Source organism: Actibacterium sp. D185-2 (assembly GCF_054954595.1).
This window is the reverse complement of the sequence record NZ_JBPWNX010000004.1, coordinates 79,180-97,086: the sequence shown is the minus strand read 5'-3', so window position 1 is coordinate 97,086 and position 17,907 is coordinate 79,180. Positions and strand designations below refer to the sequence as shown.

14 protein-coding genes are annotated in these 17,907 nt (G+C 64.2%); 2 read left to right on the top strand and 12 right to left on the bottom strand.

The window, feature by feature from the left end:
- Positions 1 to 7: 7 nt before the first annotated feature.
- Entirely contained in the window at positions 8 to 1,987 is a 1,980-nt protein-coding gene (locus ACSR1C_RS09095; RefSeq protein WP_460259191.1) for a heme lyase CcmF/NrfE family subunit, read from the bottom strand.
- Positions 1,984 to 2,658 (bottom strand): Crp/Fnr family transcriptional regulator, encoded by a 675-nt coding sequence (locus ACSR1C_RS09090; protein ID WP_460259192.1) that lies wholly within the window; start codon positions 2,656 to 2,658, stop codon positions 1,984 to 1,986. The genes ACSR1C_RS09095 and ACSR1C_RS09090 overlap by 4 nt, the downstream gene beginning before the upstream one ends.
- Positions 2,659 to 3,018: 360 nt before the next feature.
- On the opposite strand from ACSR1C_RS09090, the gene ACSR1C_RS09085 reads away from it, so the two are divergent.
- Both ACSR1C_RS09085 and ACSR1C_RS09080 read left to right on the top strand, forming a co-directional pair.
- Positions 3,019 to 5,373, top strand: coding sequence for a hypothetical protein (locus ACSR1C_RS09085; protein ID WP_460259193.1), 2,355 nt, complete (start codon positions 3,019 to 3,021; stop codon positions 5,371 to 5,373).
- 67 nt (positions 5,374 to 5,440) lie between these two features.
- Positions 5,441 to 5,812, top strand: a complete 372-nt coding sequence (locus tag ACSR1C_RS09080; protein ID WP_460259194.1) for a Rap1a/Tai family immunity protein — start codon at positions 5,441 to 5,443, stop codon at positions 5,810 to 5,812.
- A 9-nt stretch (positions 5,813 to 5,821) separates the two neighbouring features.
- Here the strand turns inward: ACSR1C_RS09080 and ACSR1C_RS09075 are convergent, their stop codons facing one another.
- The 10 genes from ACSR1C_RS09075 to urtA all read right to left on the bottom strand — a co-directional run bounded on the left by ACSR1C_RS09075 (position 5,822) and on the right by urtA (position 17,781).
- Entirely contained in the window at positions 5,822 to 7,105 is a 1,284-nt protein-coding gene (locus ACSR1C_RS09075; RefSeq protein WP_460259195.1) for an amidohydrolase family protein, read from the bottom strand.
- Complete coding sequence (locus ACSR1C_RS09070) at positions 7,105 to 8,052, bottom strand: ABC transporter permease (protein WP_460259196.1); 948 nt, start codon at positions 8,050 to 8,052, stop codon at positions 7,105 to 7,107. Before ACSR1C_RS09070 ends, ACSR1C_RS09075 begins: the two co-directional genes overlap by 1 nt.
- Positions 8,053 to 8,055: 3 nt before the next feature.
- Positions 8,056 to 9,105 carry an ABC transporter permease gene (locus ACSR1C_RS09065; protein ID WP_460259197.1) on the bottom strand — a complete coding sequence of 350 codons (1,050 nt, stop codon included), beginning with the start codon at positions 9,103 to 9,105 and terminating at the stop codon, positions 8,056 to 8,058.
- On the bottom strand, positions 9,095 to 10,630 hold the full coding sequence (locus ACSR1C_RS09060; protein ID WP_460259198.1) for an ABC transporter ATP-binding protein: 1,536 nt from the start codon (positions 10,628 to 10,630) through the stop codon (positions 9,095 to 9,097). Before ACSR1C_RS09060 ends, ACSR1C_RS09065 begins: the two co-directional genes overlap by 11 nt.
- Positions 10,630 to 11,664, bottom strand: a complete 1,035-nt coding sequence (locus ACSR1C_RS09055; protein WP_460259199.1) for a BMP family protein — start codon at positions 11,662 to 11,664, stop codon at positions 10,630 to 10,632. The genes ACSR1C_RS09060 and ACSR1C_RS09055 overlap by 1 nt, the downstream gene beginning before the upstream one ends.
- A 148-nt stretch (positions 11,665 to 11,812) precedes the next feature.
- On the bottom strand, positions 11,813 to 12,508 hold the full coding sequence (gene urtE / locus ACSR1C_RS09050) for an urea ABC transporter ATP-binding subunit UrtE (RefSeq protein ID WP_460259200.1): 696 nt from the start codon (positions 12,506 to 12,508) through the stop codon (positions 11,813 to 11,815).
- A gap of 1 nt (position 12,509) precedes the next feature.
- The gene (urtD, locus tag ACSR1C_RS09045) at positions 12,510 to 13,250 is read right to left on the bottom strand and encodes an urea ABC transporter ATP-binding protein UrtD (RefSeq protein WP_460259201.1); all 741 of its coding nucleotides are present in this window, start codon (positions 13,248 to 13,250) and stop codon (positions 12,510 to 12,512) included.
- Positions 13,247 to 14,479: an urea ABC transporter permease subunit UrtC gene (urtC, locus tag ACSR1C_RS09040; RefSeq protein WP_460259202.1), complete on the bottom strand. Its 1,233-nt coding sequence runs from the start codon at positions 14,477 to 14,479 to the stop codon at positions 13,247 to 13,249. The genes urtD and urtC overlap by 4 nt, the downstream gene beginning before the upstream one ends.
- A 3-nt stretch (positions 14,480 to 14,482) precedes the next feature.
- Positions 14,483 to 16,444: an urea ABC transporter permease subunit UrtB gene (urtB, locus tag ACSR1C_RS09035; protein ID WP_460259203.1), complete on the bottom strand. Its 1,962-nt coding sequence runs from the start codon at positions 16,442 to 16,444 to the stop codon at positions 14,483 to 14,485.
- A 71-nt stretch (positions 16,445 to 16,515) separates the two neighbouring features.
- Positions 16,516 to 17,781, bottom strand: a complete 1,266-nt coding sequence (gene urtA / locus ACSR1C_RS09030) for an urea ABC transporter substrate-binding protein (RefSeq protein ID WP_460259204.1) — start codon at positions 17,779 to 17,781, stop codon at positions 16,516 to 16,518.
- Positions 17,782 to 17,907: the final 126 nt, after the last annotated feature.

The window sequence follows — 17,907 nt, the reverse complement described above, 5'->3', positions numbered from 1 at the left end:
CATCCTCCTATTCCGCCGGTTGGGGCGCCATGCGCCGACGCGGCGCCGGAATGCCCACGCGCAGCCGCCGGTCGGTCAACGAGATCAGCCCCGACAGCGCCAGAATCAGCGCGCCGAGCCACATCCACGGGACACCGGGGTTGTAGTAGTATCGGGTGACGAAGCCGCCGCTTTGATCCGGATCGCCCAGCACCGCATAGAAATCGCCGTGCCAGCGGGTTTCGATCCCGGCCTCGGTGGTCGGTTTCTGCTCGACCGGATACCAGCGCCGTTCGGGGCGCAGCATGGTGATCAGCCTGTTGTCGCGGGTGACGCGGACCGTCGCGACAGAGGTCTGGTAATTCGGGCCCGTGCCGTTTTCGACATCAAGCAGGGTGAAGGCATAACTGCCGACCTGCACCGGGTCGCCCATCTGGACGACCTGAATTTCTTCGTCCTTCCAAAGCGAGGCCGCAATCACGCCGGCGGCGGCAATCGCCAGCCCGGTATGGCCCAGATACATCCCCCAGGTCGAGCGTGGCAGCCCGATCAGCCGGTGCAGCGCGGTGCGGGCCGGGGTGCTGCCGACGCCGACCCGGCGGGCCAGGTCGACACTGGCGGCCACGCCCAGAAACAGCGCGATGCCGATGCCGAACAGGCCAGCGGGTTCGGGGATGCCGAACAGCGCCATCAGCGCGGCCCCGATCAACAGCGTCAGCCCGACCGACAGGCCGGTGGCGCGCAGCACCTGCCGGCGGTTGGCGCGTTTCCAGGCCAGAAACGGGCCGATCGCGGCGGCTAGGATCACCAGGGCAAAGACCGGCAGGAAGGCCTGATTGAAATAGGGCGCGCCGACGGTGATCTTGTCGCCGGTCACCAGTTCCAGCGCCAGCGGATACAGCGTGCCGACAAAGACGATCGCGGTGGCTGCGCTGAGCAGAACATTGTTCAAAAGCAGCCCGCCTTCGCGCGAGACCAGCGCGAAATAGCCGCCATCGGCCAGTTTCGCGCTGCGCCAGGCAAACAGCGTCAGCGCGCCGCCAATGGCCACCACCAGGATCAGCAGGATGAAAATGCCGCGCTCTGGGTCGTTGGCGAAGGCATGAACCGACGACAGGATGCCCGAGCGCACCAGGAAGGTGCCGATCAGCGACAGCCCGAAGGTCAGGATCGCCAGCAGGATGGTCCAGGCCAGCAGCGCGGCGCGCTTTTCGACGACGATCGCGGAATGCAGCAGCGCGGTGCCCAGCAGCCAGGGCATGAAGCTGGCGTTTTCCACCGGATCCCAGAACCAGAAGCCGCCCCAGCCCAGTTCGTAATAGGCCCACCACGACCCCAGCGCGATACCGGCAGTCAGCGCGGACCAGGCCAGCAGAACCCAGGGCCGCATCCAGCGCGCCCAGCTCGGGTCGACCTGACCACGCACCAGCGCGGCCACGGCAAAGGAAAACGCGGTCGAAAAGCCGACATAGCCCAGATACAGCAGCGGCGGGTGGAAGGCGACGCCGGGGTCCTGCAGCAGCGGGTTCATGCCTTGCCCGTCCAGCGGCGGGTTGATCAGCCGTGCGAACGGGTTCGTGGTCAGCAGGATGAAGGCCAGGAAGGCCACGCCGATCATTGCCTGCACCGACAGCACCGTGGCCCGCATCGCGACCGGCACTATCCGCCCGAAGACCGAGATCAGCACCCCGAAAAGCGACAGCATCAGCACCCACAGCAGCATGGATCCTTCGTGATTGGCCCACACGCCGGTGACCTTATAGAGCATCGGCTTTCCCGAATGGCTGTTCAGCGCCACGTTCAGCAGTGAAAAGTCCGAAACGACATAGGCATGGACCAGCACGCCGAAGGCGGCGGCGATGCTCACGAACTGCACCTGCGCGGCATTGTCGGCAAAGCGCATCGCGGCGGCGTTGTCGGTGCGCACACCCCAAAGCGGCACGGTGGATTGCAGGATCGCCGCCACCAGCGCCATGACAAGGGCGAAATGCCCGAATTCAACGATCATTGTAGGGCTCCCCTCGGGAAAGACTGGTCGCCCGCCGCGCGCGGGGCATGGGTCTGAAAGCTGTGCGGCGCACGGCTTTGCATCGGGATGCGCCGTTCAAGCGCCGCGATGTCCGGGATGTAATAGGCGCTGCGCGACTGGAACTTGACCAGCCCGCTTTTGCGCAGCCGGGTGAACAGGCGGCTGACGGTTTCGCTGTTGAGCCCCAGAAAATCGGCGATGTCTTCGCGCGTCATCGGCAACTCGACCTGAACCGACGCGCCGGCCGGCTGGCCGATCCGGCGCGACATGTCCAACAGGAACAGGCTGACCCGTTCCATGCTGTCGAGCCGCCCCAGCGTGACCAGATGGGTCGAGCAGGTTTCCAGCCGGGCGTGGATCAGCACGAACAGGGCCGAGACAAGATCGGGATGCTGATCGAGCGGCCCGTGTAACCCGGCCAGGCTCTGCTCGCAGATATGGCATTCGCTGAGCGCCTCAAGCCAGCTTTCCGACCCCGAGGCGGCGGCAAGCCCGCAGATGATCTCGCCGGGGGTTTCCAGCCCGACGATCTGGCGCCGCCCGTCGGCCAGCCCGGTGCAGATCGCCGCCACCCCCGAGGTGATGACCCAGATGCGCTGACAGGCCCCGTTGCCCAGGTCCAGCCGCTCGCCGCGTTTGAGTACGGTCATGTCATGGCTGCGGCCGGTCCCGTCATCGGGCAGCAACTGGCAGACAGGTTGGCGACAGGCAACGCCCGAGGCCGGGCAATTCATGGCTGGTTTCAATGCTTCACGAACGGACATGGTCCCCCTGACGTGCGGCTGAGCGTCATCGGTTTGTTGGTGTGCAAATATCAAAGTGCCTTGCCCGACGCATATAAACTGCTGTGTGGCGGCACCATGACTCAGATCAATTCTCTTTTATGAATATGGACTTACGGGGCAGTTCTCATTTTTTTGGGTTCTCTGACAAATGTCAGGGCCAAGCGCGGCAATGCTTTTTAGGTTTGAGGAAAGTTTGAGTCTTGCACGCAAAATGGAGTCGGGCCTGTGAAAAAGATTGTCTTCGCCCTGGCGATGCTGTTCGGAGGAGCAGCCTACGCTCAGGACGTCCCCGTGGACGTTCCGATGAAGGTCGATGAAGCGCTGGCCGCCGAAAAGGGCTGTCTGTCGTGTCACGAAGGGATCGAGAAATTCACCGCCGGCGCGATGATGGATCAGATCGAAGTGATGGGCGAAGATTTCGCCGATCCGGGCGGCTGCGTGATCTGCCACGGCGGCACGCCAAGCGGCCTGACCGCCGAAGAGGCCCACAAGGGCAGCCCGACCGACCTGGCCGAGGCGGACGGCCCGCATATGTTCTTCCCCGATCCCGGCGCGCTGTGGATCGCGGACAAGACCTGCGGTCAGTGCCATGACGGCTATGCCGAGCGTCTGACCAAATCGCTGATGAATACCGAGGCCGGCAAGCTGCAGGGCAACCTGTGGTCCTGGGGCGTGATCGACACGCATCAGTCGGTCTATGGCAACTACGATCTGGTGGACGAGGACGGCAATGTGCCGATCGTCGGCACCGAGGCGTATCAGGATTATATGGTCGCCTTTGCCGAATCGCATCCCGAACAGATGCCAACCTCGATGGCGCAGGTGCCCGAGGTCGACGTGGATCAGGTGTCGGAACACCCCAATCTGGCCGGTATCACCTATTCGCGCCAACAGTGTCAGCGCTGTCATGTCGGCGTGACCGGCAGGGAAAAGCGCGGCGATTATCGCGGGGCGGGCTGTTCGTCCTGCCATGTGCCCTATTCGAACGAAGGGTTCTATGAAGGCGGCGACCCGACGGTGGCCAAGGATCAGCCGGGCAAGCTGTTGACCCACCAGTTGCAGGCGACCCGCAAATCCAAGGTCACACTGGGCGATGTCGAATATTCCGGCATCCCGTCCGAGACCTGCAACTCGTGCCACAACCGTGGCAAGCGGATCGGTGTCAGCTATCAGGGCATCATGGAATTCCCCTATGGCTCGCCCTATGACGAGACCGGCGGCAAGCAGCCCAAGCTGCACACCAAGAACTATCTCTACATCAAGGATGACCTGCACCATTCCATCGAATCGCGGGACGGCAACCCGGCGGGCGGCATGCTTTGCCAGGATTGCCACACCACGGTGGACATGCATGGCGACGGCAACCTGCCGGGCACCACGCTGGCCCAGGTCGAGATCGAATGCGAAGATTGCCACGGCACCGTGTCGAAATTCCCCTGGGATTTGCCGCTGGGCTATGGCGAAGAGCATGAGATGGATATCGGCGATGCCGCCCGCGGTCTGGCCGATGACGTGACCGCCGAGCAGTATTTCGCCGAGCTTTACGACCCCGAGGACGGCTATCTTCTGACCGCCCGGGGCAATCCGTTCGGCAACGTCGTGCGGCGCGGTGACAAGGTGATCCTGCATTCGGCCTCCGGTCTGGACTTCGAAATTCCGGTGCTCAAGCAGATCGCGATCGACGGCACCTGGAAATCGCCGAATGCCGAGGTCGCGATGATGTCTGTCGGCAAGCATATGGAAAGCATGGAATGCTACGCCTGCCACGCCGACTGGGCCCCGCAATGCTATGGCTGCCACATCACCGTGGACTATTCCGAGGGCAAGACCGATGTCGACTGGATCGCCAATGCCAACGAACGCGGTGCCAACGGCCTGACCGCCGACAACCCGCTGGGCACCAACGGTCTGACCAGCCCCGGCAAAGTGTCTGAAACCCGGTCCTACCTGCGTTGGGAAGAGCCGACCCTGGGCATCAATGGCGAAGGTCGGGTCAGCCCGCTGATGCCGGGGTGTCAGGTCATCACCACGGTGATCGACAAGGACGGCAAGACCGTGGCCCATAACGAAACCTGGATGACGCCGGATGCGAATGGCACCAAGGGCATGGACCATGCCGCCGTGCAGCCGCACACTGCCGGACGTCAGGCGCGAACCTGCGAAAGCTGCCACAACAACCCCAAAGCACTGGGCTATGGCATCTCGGACGGCCGGTTCATGAAGGGCTACGACAAGGGCTTCACCGTTGATCTGCAAACCGCCACCGGGGAACTTATCCCGAGCCAGACGCAGTTTCAGTCGCAGCCGGTGCCGTCGCTTGACCACGACCTCAGCCAGATCGTGACCCGTGACGGCAAGCAACTGGTCAGCGTGGGGTCGCACTGGCCGCTGACCGGCCCGCTGCCGCAGGACATGCGCGAAAAGATGGAGCGCACCGGCCTGTGCATGGGCTGTCACCAGAACATGACCAACGAGGACCTGTGGTCGAAGGTGAACACGCCTGCCTTCCGCAACAATGCCGAACACCAGGATGTCATGAACGAAGCCGTCCATGCCCTGGCCGACAGCAAGTCGGAATAAGCCCGAGTTTCCCGGCCGCCCCAGACAGTGGGCGGCCGGGATCATTCATCCAGCGAGGAGCATACCCATGCGCGCTATTCTTTCCATCGCCCCGTTGGCCCTTGCGGGCGTTCTGATCTCGGCCCCGGCTTTCGCCGACTCGCATATGGCCGCGCCCTATCTGGCGGGCGATCTTCTGTCGCCGTGCCAGGAGGCCGACAATGACGCCCGCTGGGGCGAAGCGGCCGAAACCGAATGCGAGCAGTACATCAAGGGGTTCATCGGCGCGCTGGAACTGATCGGCGACACCGGCGCTTGCCCGCCCGCGGTCAACACGGAGGACGAGGTGCGCTGGGCCTTCATGCGCTGGGTCCATGCGTCCTATACCCGGCGTACGAAACTCTCTGCCGCCGAGGCGATGATGGGTACCCTGAAAGAGGTGTTTCCCTGCGGCGGCTGATCGCTGGGATTAGTCCTGTGCAACCAAATGGCGGCGCCGCACCGTGGCGGGCCGGCCGGGCAGGGAAAGCCGCGCATCGTTGCGTGCCTGCCGCGAGATGACCTTGCCCTTGGCGATCACATACAGCCGGTCGGGCCGCAGCCGCAGCGCCTCGATCGGGTCGGCGGCATCCAGCACCACAAGCGACGCCTTTGCGCCGACATGCAGCCCGTACCCTTCCAGATTCAGGATCGACGCATTCACCTGCGTCACCATGTCGAAACAGGCGGCCATGTCCTCGGGGCTGGTCATCTGCGCCACATGCAACCCCATGAAGGCCACGTCCAGCATGTCGCCGGTGCCAAGCGAATACCACGGATCGCGCACGCAATCCTGACCCCAGCCCACCGGAATACCCATCGCGCGCATTTCTTTGACCCGCGTCAGGCCGCGCCGCTTGGGAAATGTGTCGTGCCGGCCCTGCAGCACGATATTGATCAGCGGGTTCGGGATGGCGGCCACCCCCGCCTCGGCCATCAGCGGCAGCAGCTTCGAGACATAGTAATTGTCCATCGAATGCATCGAGGTCAGGTGCGACCCCGCCACCCGGCCCTGAAGCCCCAGCCGCTGGGCGTGACAGGCCAGCGCCTCGATGTGACGTGACATCGGATCGTCGGTTTCGTCGCAATGCAGATCGACCATCAGCCCGCGTTCGGCGGCGATCGCGCACAGTTCTTTGACGCTGTCGGCACCATCTTGCATGGTGCGCTCGAAATGCGGAATGCCGCCGACGACATCCACGCCCATGTCCAGCGCGCGCAGGGTGTTGGCGCGCGCGGTCGGGTCGCGATAGAACCCGTCCTGCGGGAAGGCGACCAGTTGCAGGTCGATATACCCTTTCACCGTCTCGCGCACATCCAGCAGCGCCTGCACCCCCAGCAGCCGGTCGTCGCAGGTATCGACATGCGACCGGATCGCCAGCAGGCCCAGACTGGCGGCCCAGTCGCAATAGGCCAGGGCGCGCGCCTTCATCTCGTCAATCGTAACGATCTCTTTCAACTCGCCCCACAGCGCGATCCCTTCCAGCAAGGTGCCCGATGCGTTGATCCGTGGCAGGCCGTAGGACAGCGTGGCGTCCATGTGGAAATGCGGATCGACGAAAGGCGGGCAGACCAGATCGCCGCTGGCGTCGATCACCGCGCCCGCCGTGGCCCCGGTCAGATCGGCCAGGGCCGCGATCCGGTCGCCGGTGATGCCGATATCGGTCACGCGGCCATCGGGCAGGGTGCCGCCCTTCACGATCAGATCGAACATCAACGCTCCCCCTTGTTGAACGGCACCATCAGGGCTGCGGGCACCTCGGCCCGGCGTGACATGAATATCAGCGCCAGGATGGACAGGATATAGGGCATCATCAGGAACACCTGATAGGGCAGGGCCGCGCCCAGCGGGGTCTGTTGCAGCCGGATTTGCAGCGCATCGAACGCCGCGAACAGCAGCGCGCCCAACAGCGCCTTGCCCGGCTTCCACGCGCCGAAGACCACCAGCGCGATGCAGATCCAACCGCGCCCGTTGACCATCTCGAAGAAGAACGAATTGAATGCCGACATGGTCAGAAACGCGCCGCCCACCGCCATCAGCCCCGACCCGGCCATCACCGCGCCGATGCGGATGCCGGTCACCGACAGGCCCTGCGCCGCGACCGAGGCCGGGTTTTCCCCCGCCGCCCGCAATGCCAGCCCCAGGGGCGTACGATAGAGTACCAGCGCCACCAGCCCGGCCACGGCAAAGGCCAGATAGGTCAGCGGCGTCTGGCTGAACAGCGCCGGGCCGATCAGCGGTATGTCGGACAGCAGCGGAACCGGCCATTCGGTGAATGCCTCGATCCGCGGCGGGGTGGTGACCTCAGGCAGCGCCAGGCGATAGGCGTAATAGGTGACCGAGGTGGCCAGCATGGTAATGCCCAGGCCCACCACATGCTGTGACAGGCCGAAGGGCACCGACAGCACCCCGTGCAGCAGGCCAAACAGCATCCCTGCGGCCATCGCCACCGCCACGCCGCCCCAAAGCCCGGTGCCGGAATAGACCGCCATCCAGCCCGCGAAGGCGCCGATGACCATGATCCCCTCGATCCCCAGGTTCAGCACGCCAGCGCGTTCGCAGATCAACTCGCCCATGGTGGCGAAGATCAGCGGGCTGGCGATGCGCACGGCGGCGGCCCAGAAGCTGGCGGACAGAAGGATGTCGATGATCTGATCCATCCGTTATCCCCGCACGACGCGAAACCGCGTCAGCATGATCGCCAACACCATCAGCAGCAGGGCCGAGGCCAGCAGAATATCGGCGATATAGGTGGGTACGCCCGCCGCGCGGCTCATGGAATCGGCGCCCACGAAGATGCCCGCGACGAACAGCGCCGACACCACCACGCCCAGCGGATGCAGCAGCGCCAGCATCGCCACGATGATGCCGGTGTAGCCAAAGCCGGGCGACAGATCGAGGGTCAGCGCGCCTTTCAGTCCGGCCACCTCGGAAAATCCCGCCAAGGCCGCCAGCCCGCCCGACAACAGCGCAGTCAGGATCAGCACGCGGGTGACCGGGATGCCGGCAAACCGCGCGGCCTGCTGGTTCAGGCCGACCGCGCGCATCTCGTAGCCCAGCGTGGTGCGGGTCTGGATCACCCAGACCACGGCGGCCGAGATCAGCGCGATGCCGAACCCCCAGTGCAGGCGCAGCCCCTCGACGATGCGGGGCAGGCGGGCCTCGGCGATCAGGCGTTTCGATTTCGGCCAGCCCATGCCCATCGGATCCTTCAGCGCACCTTCCAGCAGCATCGATATGAACAAAAGCATGATGAAATTCAGCAGCAGGGTGGTCACGACCTCATCCACCCCCAGCCGGGTTTTCAGCAAGGCGGGCCCCAGCAGCACCAGCGCCCCGGCGATCATCGCGCCCAGCATGATGGTCGGGATCAGCAGCGGCGCGGCCCAGTTCAGCGCGCCCGTGCCCAACAGCACGGTGACCAGCGCGCCGGCGTAAAGCTGGGCCTCGGCGCCGATGTTCCACAGCTTGGCGCGAAAGGCCACGGCCACCGCCAGCCCGGTAAAGATCAGCGGCGTGGCGCGGTTCAGTGTTTCCAGGGCTGCGAACTTGCTGCCCACTGCGCCCTTCACGATCAGCCCCAGCACTGCAAACGGGTTCGCCCCGGCCAGCGCCGCCAGCCCGCCCGCAATGACCACCGTCAGCGCGATCGCCAACGCGGGCAGGCCCAGGGTGCGCGCCAGGGTCGGGGTGGCGACAGGTTCAAGCCGCATGTTCGAAACCTTCCCCGGCCATCCAGACGCCCAGTTGCGCCGGGGTCATTGAACCACGTTCAAACGGCGGCGACAGCCGCCCTTCGGACATCACATGGATGACATCGGACAGGGCCATGATTTCATCCAGATCCTCGGAAATCAAAAGCACGGCGGCGCCTGCGTCGCGCGCCTGCAACAGCCGCGACTGCACATAGGTGACCGCGCCAATGTCCAGTCCGCGCACCGGCTGATTGGCCAGGATGATCCGGGGGCCATGTTCCAGCGCGCGGCCCAGGATCAGCTTTTGCATATTGCCGCCCGACAACAGCCGGATGCGGGTCCTGGGGCCGGGGCAGCGGATGTCATAGGTGGCGATCAGATCGCGGGTGAACCCGTCCGCCGCGCGCCAGTTCATCCAGCCGTTGCGGCTGAATTCCGGCGCGGGGTAATCTTCCAGAATGGCGTTTTCGGTCAGGGTGAAATCGGCGATCGTGCCGGTGGCGTGGCGATCCTCGGGGATGCGGCCGATGCCTGCGGCCAGCGCGGCGCGCGGGGTCCAGTCCCGCGGCACGGCCCCCGCCACCTGCATCTGCCCCGACGCGGGCCGCAGCAGCCCGGCCACCAGATCGGCCAGTGCTGCCTGACCGTTGCCCGACACGCCCGCCAGCCCGGTGATCTGCCCGGCCTTCAATGCCAGCCCGACGGATTTCAGCCCCGGCGCATTGCCCCGGTCGGGGGTGCTGACACCGTCCAGTACCATCAGCGCGGCACCGGGATTGACCGGGGCCACGGCGGGCGCCTTGACCTCGGCCCCCACCATCATTTCGGCCAGCGCGTGGCGGTTGGTCTGTGCGGTCGCGACCTCGCCCACCAGCCGCCCGTGGCGCAGCACCAATACGCGGGACGAGATTGCCATCACCTCGTGCAGCTTGTGCGAGATGAAGATCACCGACAGCCCCAGCGCCACCGCGCGGCGCAGCGTATCGAACAGCGCGTCGGTTTCCTGCGGCGTCAGCACGGCGGTGGGTTCGTCCAGGATCAGGATCCGCGCCTCGCGGTACAGCGCTTTCAGGATCTCGACCCGCTGGCGTTCGCCCACGGTCAGGCTGCCGACCTTGGCATCGGGGTCCACCGCCAGCCCGAAATCGGCCGAAAGCTGTGCGATCCGCGCCCGCGCCGCCGCCCGCCCGAACCCGGCGCGCCACAAGGGCACAGTGCCCAGAACGATGTTTTCCAGCACGGTCATGTTGTCGGCCAGGGTGAAATGCTGATGCACCATGCCGATGCCCGCCCCGAGTGCGGCGCGCGGATTGCCGGGGGGCAGGGGCGTGCCGAACAGGGTCACGCTGCCCGCGTCGGCGGTGTAATGGCCGAACAGGATGTTCATCAGCGTGGTCTTGCCCGCGCCGTTTTCCCCCAACAGCGCGATCACCTCGCCCCGATGCAGGGCAAAGCTGATCGCGTCATTGGCGGTCAGGGCGCCGAAGCGCTTGGTGATATTGTCGAGGCGCAGGACAACCTGCGCCCCGTCATCCGTGATCATCAGGAGGATTTCGGCTCTTCGTCGTTGATCGCGACCACGAAGCTGCCATCCTTGATCGCCGCCTCGCGTTCCGCGACCAGCGCCAGGGCCGCCTCGGGGATCTTGCCCTCGAACGTGCCGAAGGGCGCCAGCGAACAGCCGCCTTCCTTCATGAAGGAATAAAGGCCGTAGTTTTCGGCGGTGAATTCCCCGGCCTTCACCTTGGCGACGGCGGCGGTGAACGTAGGCTCGAAATGCCAGATCGCCGAGGCCACGACCGTGTCGGGATAATCGGCCTGGGTGTCGATCACGTTGCCGATCGCCAGAATGCCCTTTTCCTGTGCCGCGTCCGACACGCCGAACCGTTCAGCATACAGGATATCGGCGCCGTTCTCGATCATCGCAAAGGCGGTTTCCTTGGCCTTGGGCGGGTCGAACCAGCTGCCGATGAACGAGATCTGGAACACCATGTCGGGGTTCATCTCTTTCGCGCCGGCCATGAAGGCGTGCATCAGGCGGTTGACCTCGGGGATTGGAAAGCCGCCGACCATGCCGATATTGCCCGCCGCCGACATCGCACCCGCAATGATGCCCGACAGATAGGCCGCGTCCTGAATATAGTTGTCGAAGACCGAAAAATTCGGCACGGCCGGGTCGGGCAGGAAGCTGGACCCCATCATGAAGGCCACATCGGGATAATCGGCCGCCACTTCGCGCGCCTCTGCCTCGACCCCGAAAACCTCGCCCACGATCAGCTGGATGCCGCTTTCGGCATATTCGCGCATCACCCGCGGATAATCGGTGTTGGAGACGTTTTCGGTATAGGTATAGCTGACCTCGCCCGCATCCTGCGCGGCGGTGGCGGCCTTGTGGATGCGGCTGACCCACTGCTGCTCGACCGGCACGGTATAGATGCCCGCCACCTTCAGCGGCTCGGCCCCGAACAGCTTGCCCGGTGTGGTCAGAACGCCGGTCGCGGCCAGCGCCACGCCAGAGGTCAGAAGATGCCGGCGGGACAGTGTCAGTGCCCCGGTTCTGGATGTGCTTCGCGTCATGTTCCTGTCCCTTTTGTTTGTCTGCAAACGTTTGATCAAAAGGTAAAAGAACGCCACGATTCGGCAAAATCCTTTCGGACAAACGACCCCGGATGCCGGGATATTTTGCCGCATCCGTGCGCGGGTGATTAAAGTTTGGGCGCCGCCGTCAGACTGACACGGCCGCCATCAGCGCGTCCTCGGACACATCGGCCTTGGCGCCGCTCAGTGTCACCCGGCCCTGATTGAGCACATAGAAACTGTCGGCCAGCCCATAGGCAAAGCTGAAGAACTGCTCGACCAGCACGATGGCCATGGTGTTCTGATCGCGCAGATATTCGATCACCCGGCCGATCTGCTGGATGATGTTGGGCTGGATGCCTTCGGTCGGCTCGTCAAGCAACAGCAGCTTGGGCTTGGTGATCATCGCGCGGGCAATCGCCAGTTGCTGCTGCTGACCGCCCGACAGATCGCCGCCGCGCCGGTTTTGCATTTCCTTCAGGACCGGGAACAGCTCATAGATCTCGCCCGGCACCCTATGCTCGGACCGGGGCAGGCAGGCATAGGCGGTTTCCATGTTTTCCTTCACCGTCAGCAGCGGAAAGATCATCCGCCCCTGCGGCACATAGCCCACGCCCTTGTGCGCCAGCACATGGGCGGGCGGGCGGGCCAGCGGCTCGCCATTCAGCACCACGTCGCCGCCGGATCGGTGATGTGTGCCCGACAACGCCTTCAGAAGGCTGGTCTTGCCCACGCCGTTGGTGCCCATCACGCAGGTGATCTTGCCGGTCGCGGCCTGCATGTCGATGCCGTACAGGATCTGGCTGCCGCCGTAATGCAGGGTCAGGTTCTTGGTTTCCAGCATCTCAGCGCCCCAGATATACGTCGATGACGTCTTGGTTGGCGGTCACATGGTCGAGGCTGCCCTCGGCCAGAACCGATCCTTCATGGAACACCGTCACCTTGCAGTTCAGCCTGCGGACGAATTCCATGTCATGTTCCACCACCACCACGGCACGGGTCCGGGCGGCCTCGACCAGCAGGGCGGTGGTATGTTCGCGCTCGGCCGGGGACATGCCCGCCGCCGGTTCGTCGACCAGCAGCAGCCGGGGTTCCTGCGCCAGCAACATGCCGATTTCCAGCCATTGCTTTTGCCCATGCGCCAGCTCGCCCGCCTTGCGCGGCAGTTCGGCGTGCAGGCCGATCTCCTCGGCCAGCGTCTGCACCTTGTCGGCGTCGTCCGCGCTGCGCCGGTAAAACAGCACGTCGAACGGGCCGCGGTCGTTTTTCAGCGCCATCAGCAGATTGTCGAACACCGACTGATCCTCGAACACGGTGGGGCGCTGGAACTTGCGGCCGATGCCTTCGCGGGCGATCTGGCTTTCGTTCATTTTCAGCAGGTTCACCGATTTCTCGCCCCAGATCACCCGGCCTTCGTCGGGCCGCGTCTTGCCGGTGACGATATCCATGAAGGTGGTCTTGCCGGCGCCGTTGGGGCCGATGATCGCGCGCAATTCGGCGTCGCCGATCCGGAACGACAGATTGTTGATCGCGCGAAACCCGTCAAACGTGACCGAAATGCCCGAGACCTCTAGCAGCGTGCTCATTCCTCGGCCTCCTTCTCGCGCAGCGATCCCTGGTCGGGGCCAAGATCGGCACCCTGGCGCGCGGGTGGTATGCGGCCGGTGATCAGATCGAACAGCCCGCCAATGCCTTGCGGTGCGAATAGCGTGACCAGAACAAAGCTGAGCCCCAGCAGCACCAGCCACCAGTCGACCCATTTGACCGTGTAAAAGCCCAGCGGCAGGTTCGGCACCTGACCGCCGGTGAACCAGGTGGACACCAGCGACACCAGGGCCGCGCCGATCACCGCGCCATACAGCCGTCCGCGCCCGCCGATGGCGACCCAGACCGCCAGATAAATACTGGCGATGGGCGCGATTTCCGCCGGGTTGATGATGCCCGCCTGCGGATAATAGAGCGCCCCCGCAATGGCCGCGATCACCGCGGTGAGGGTGAAGACGAACAGCTTGTACCCTTCGACGTGATAGCCCAGGAACCGCACCCGCGCCTCGTCATCGCGGATGCCGCGAATGACCGAGCCCAGCTTGCCGCCCACCACCCAGGCCGCCAGCAGATAGCCCAACCCCAGCGCCAGCGCCGAGGCCCACAAGAACCAGATCGAGATCAGCGATTGCGGCACGTTTTCCGCGCCGGGCAGGTTTTGCAGCCCCGAAAGGCCATTGTTGCCGCGCAACCCGCTGTCGTTCTGAAACAGGTACAGTGACAGCGCCAGGGTCATCGCCTGGGTCAGGATCGACAGGTAGACCCCGGTCACGCGCGACCGGAACGCCAGCCAGCCGAAGATCAGCGCCAGCAGGCCGGGCACCAGCACCACCAGCGCCAGTTGCGCGGTCAGGCTGTCGGCGAAAGACCAGATCGGCGGAATCTCGGCCCCGCCGACGACGCCGAAAATCTGGGTGCCGATGCCGTCGCGGATTTCCTCTGGCGTGGGGGGCAGGGGCGCACCCGCCAGGGACGAGACGACGATCGCCTTGGTGCGCTCATACATCAGCCACATGCCGATCATGTAGCCGCCCAGCCCGAAGAACGCGAAATGGCCCAGGCTCAGGATGCCGCAATAGCCCCAGACCAGATCCATCGCGATGGCGATCAGGCACAGGCACAGCGTCTTGCCCAGCGTCTTGACCATCGAGGTCGAGATGACGTCGATGCCGAAGCCGTCGCTCAGGGCGGTGACCGCCACGGTGAACAGCGCCAGCAAACCGATGAAGATCATCACCGACGGATTGCGGATGAAGAACGGTTTCTGCATCGGTCAGTCCCCCGCCGCGCGGCCCTTGAGGGCGATGATGCCCTTTGGCCGAAACTGAATGAAGATGATGATGAAGATGATCATATAGGTCTGTGCCGCCAGGGTGTTGCTGGGGTTCATCCACTCGATCCCCTTTTGCAGGAAGCCGATCATCGCCGCGCCCAGCAGGGTGCCCCAGATATTGCCGACCCCGCCCACGACCACGGTCATGAAGCTTTGGACGATATAGTCGCTGCCCAGTTCCGACGTGACCTTGGCGTAAAGCCCGATGGCCACGCCGGCGATCCCGGCGATGCCCGAGCCGAGCCCGAAGGTCAGCATGTTCACCCGGTCGGGGTTGATCCCCATACTGGCCGCCATGCGCGGGTTTTGCGTCACCGCGCGCATTTCCAGCCCCAGCCGGGTCTTGTTCAGCACGAACAGCAGCAGGAACAGGAAGATGATCCCGAGCACGAAAATCGCGATGCGGATGTAGCTGATCGACACCACATCGTTCAGCACCAGCGCCCCGTCCAGCCAGCCGGGGCTGGTCAGCGGGCGGGCCTGGGTGCCGAAGATGTTCTTGGCCAGCTGCTGCAGCGCGATGGAAATGCCGAAGGTGGCCAGCAAGGTTTCCAGCGGCCGGTTATAGAGCCAGCGGATCACCAGCCGCTCCATCGCGACACCGGCGGCGAAGGTCACCGCAAAGGCCAGCGGGATCGCGACGATGATCGACACCGTGTAATCGGGGACGATCTGCTGCACCACATAGCCCGTATAGGCGCCCATCATGATGAATTCGCCATGCGCCATGTTGATCACGCCCATCACGCCGAAGGTGATGGCTAGGCCGATCGCGGCCAGAAAGTAGATCGAGGCCAGCGACAGCCCGTCCAGCGCCAGATCCAGCACCTGGTTCAGTCCGACGCGGGTGCCGATCGACGACAGGGCCTGGGCCGCGGCGTCGGTGACGGCGGCGTCGGGTTCGCCGTATTGGTCAAAGAACACATGCGCCTTCAGCGCGCGGTCGATATCGGCCTCGGTCACATCCGCGGGCACCGCATCTTCGGCCGACAGCAGGTCATAGGCGCGGGCGCGGGCCGCGGCCGTGTTCAGACTGTGTGTCGGGATGCCGGCGACGGTGCCGTTTTCGATATGCGCGATCAGCGCCTCTTTCTTTTCGGCGTCGGTGACCGGTGCGCGGGCCAGCCCGGCCTCGACCAGCAGCGCATAGGCGGCGTCGCGGGGCAGGGCGTCGGTGCCGGGCTTCAGGACGGCGGCGATATTCGCGCCCTCGGGCAGGTCGGTGGCGGCCACGCGCCGTGTGTCCAGCAGCGGGTTCAGCGCGCCGCGGGCATCGACGCCCAGATCGGTGGAAAAGCTTTCGATGGCGGCCACGCGCGCGGCGCTGTCATCGGAATAAGGAATGGTCAGCAGCCGTATCAGGCGCTCTTTGCGGGCCAGCAGCCCGGCGTCGCTCTCGCCCTCGATCGAGGCGCGCAGAGCCGCCAGATGCGATGCTTCGGGCCCGCGCTCGATCGCGGTCAGCCCTTCGGCGCGCTTGGCGGGGTCGGGGTCGGTCAACTGAAACCGGACCAGCGCGGTGGCGATCACGCTGCGCACACCGCTGTTGGGCTTGAGCTGCGTGACGGCTTTCTTGTCATATTCGCCCACCGCGTCGCCGGTGGCGATGTCGATCAGGCGGTAGGTATCCTTTGTCACCGGCTCGGCAAAGAAGAACAGCCCGTCCTCGTCGCGCTGCCAAAGTTCTTTTTCGCGCCACTTGGCCAGTACCTCGCGGGTTTCCGGCAGGCCAGAGGCCAAAAGCGCCTCAAGCACCGTGTCGATCGTGCTGCGCGAGGATTTCTCGACCGCGGCGCGATGCTCCTGCAAAATATCCTGAATGGGGGATTGTGCCTGTGCGACCAGGGCGGTCAGAAGCCAGAACAGGGTAACCCTAAGTCCGAAAATGAAAATGCGTGTCATGCTGCCCGAACCGGAGGGGGCACCACGGCGCCCCCTCCTACTAGACTGAAATTGCCAAGCCGAAATGCGGCTTAGTAGTTGGATTTGATCTGCACGCAGGTCTTGGTCTCGGTGTTGTACATACCGCAGTCGAGGTCTTTCCAATCCGATTCCAGCACCGCCGATTCCGGCAGGAAATCGGTCCAGGCATCGCCCGGCACTTCTGCGGTCTGGCTGATGATGTCGAATTGGCCATCGGCCTGGATTTCACCGATCAGAACCGGCTTGGACAGGTGATGGTTCGGCAGCATCACGGCGGTGCCGCCGGTCAGGTTCGGGAATTCCTGACCGTACATCGCGCTGCGGACGGCGTCCACATCGGTGGTGCCGGCGGCCTCGACCGCGTTTGCCCACATGTTGAAGCCGATATAGGTGGCCTCCATCGGGTCGTTGGTCACGCGATCTTCGCCCATGGTCGCTTTCCAGGCGGCGACGAATTCGTCATTGGCTTCGGATTCGGCGGACTGGAAGTAGTTCCAGGCGGCCAGGTGACCGACCAGGTTGGTGGTGTCGAGGCCCGACAGTTCCTCTTCACCGACCGAGAAGGCCACGACCGGGATGTCGTCGGCCGAAATGCCGGCAGCGGCCAGTTCCTTGTAGAAACCGATATTGGCGTCGCCGTTGATGGTCGAAATCACGCCGACCTTCTTGCCGTCGGCACCCAGCGCGACAACGTCGGCCACGATCTTGGACCAGTCGGAATGACCGAAGGGGGTGTAGTTGACGAAGATGTCTTCGGCCGGGATGCCCTTGTCCTTGAGATATTGCTCAAGGATTTTGTTGGTGGTGCGGGGGTAGACATAGTCGGTGCCCAGCAGCGCGAACTTCTCTACGCCCAGCTCTTCCAGGAAATAGTCGGTCGCCGGGATGGCCTGCTGATTGGGGGCGGCACCGGTGTAGAATACGTTTTTCGAGCTTTCCTCGCCCTCATACTGCACCGGGTAGAACAGCAGGCCGTTCAGTTCCTCGATGACCGGCAGAACGGATTTGCGCGAAACCGAGGTCCAGCAGCCGAAGATCACGTCAACGCCCTGATCCGAGATCAGTTCGCGCGCTTTTTCCGCAAACAACGGCCAGTCAGAGGCGGGGTCGACGACCACGGGTACCAGCATCTCGCCATTGATACCGCCTTTGGCGTTCTGCTGGTCAATCAGCATCAAAACGGTGTCTTTCAATGTGGTCTCGGAGATCGCCATCGTGCCGGACAGCGAGTGCAGCACACCCACCTTGATCTCGGCCTGTGCAGCCCCGGCAAGGGTGGCCGACAAAGCGGTGGCGGTCAAAAGCATTTTCATCATGTTTCAATTGTCCCTGTTTAACGGCGCGGGGCACGAATCCCCGTCGGCGTGTAAATCTGTTAAGAAAAACCTGTCCTGTCTTCTGCAAGTTTTGCTCTATGCTGCTGCAAAAAGCGCAACGCCGGG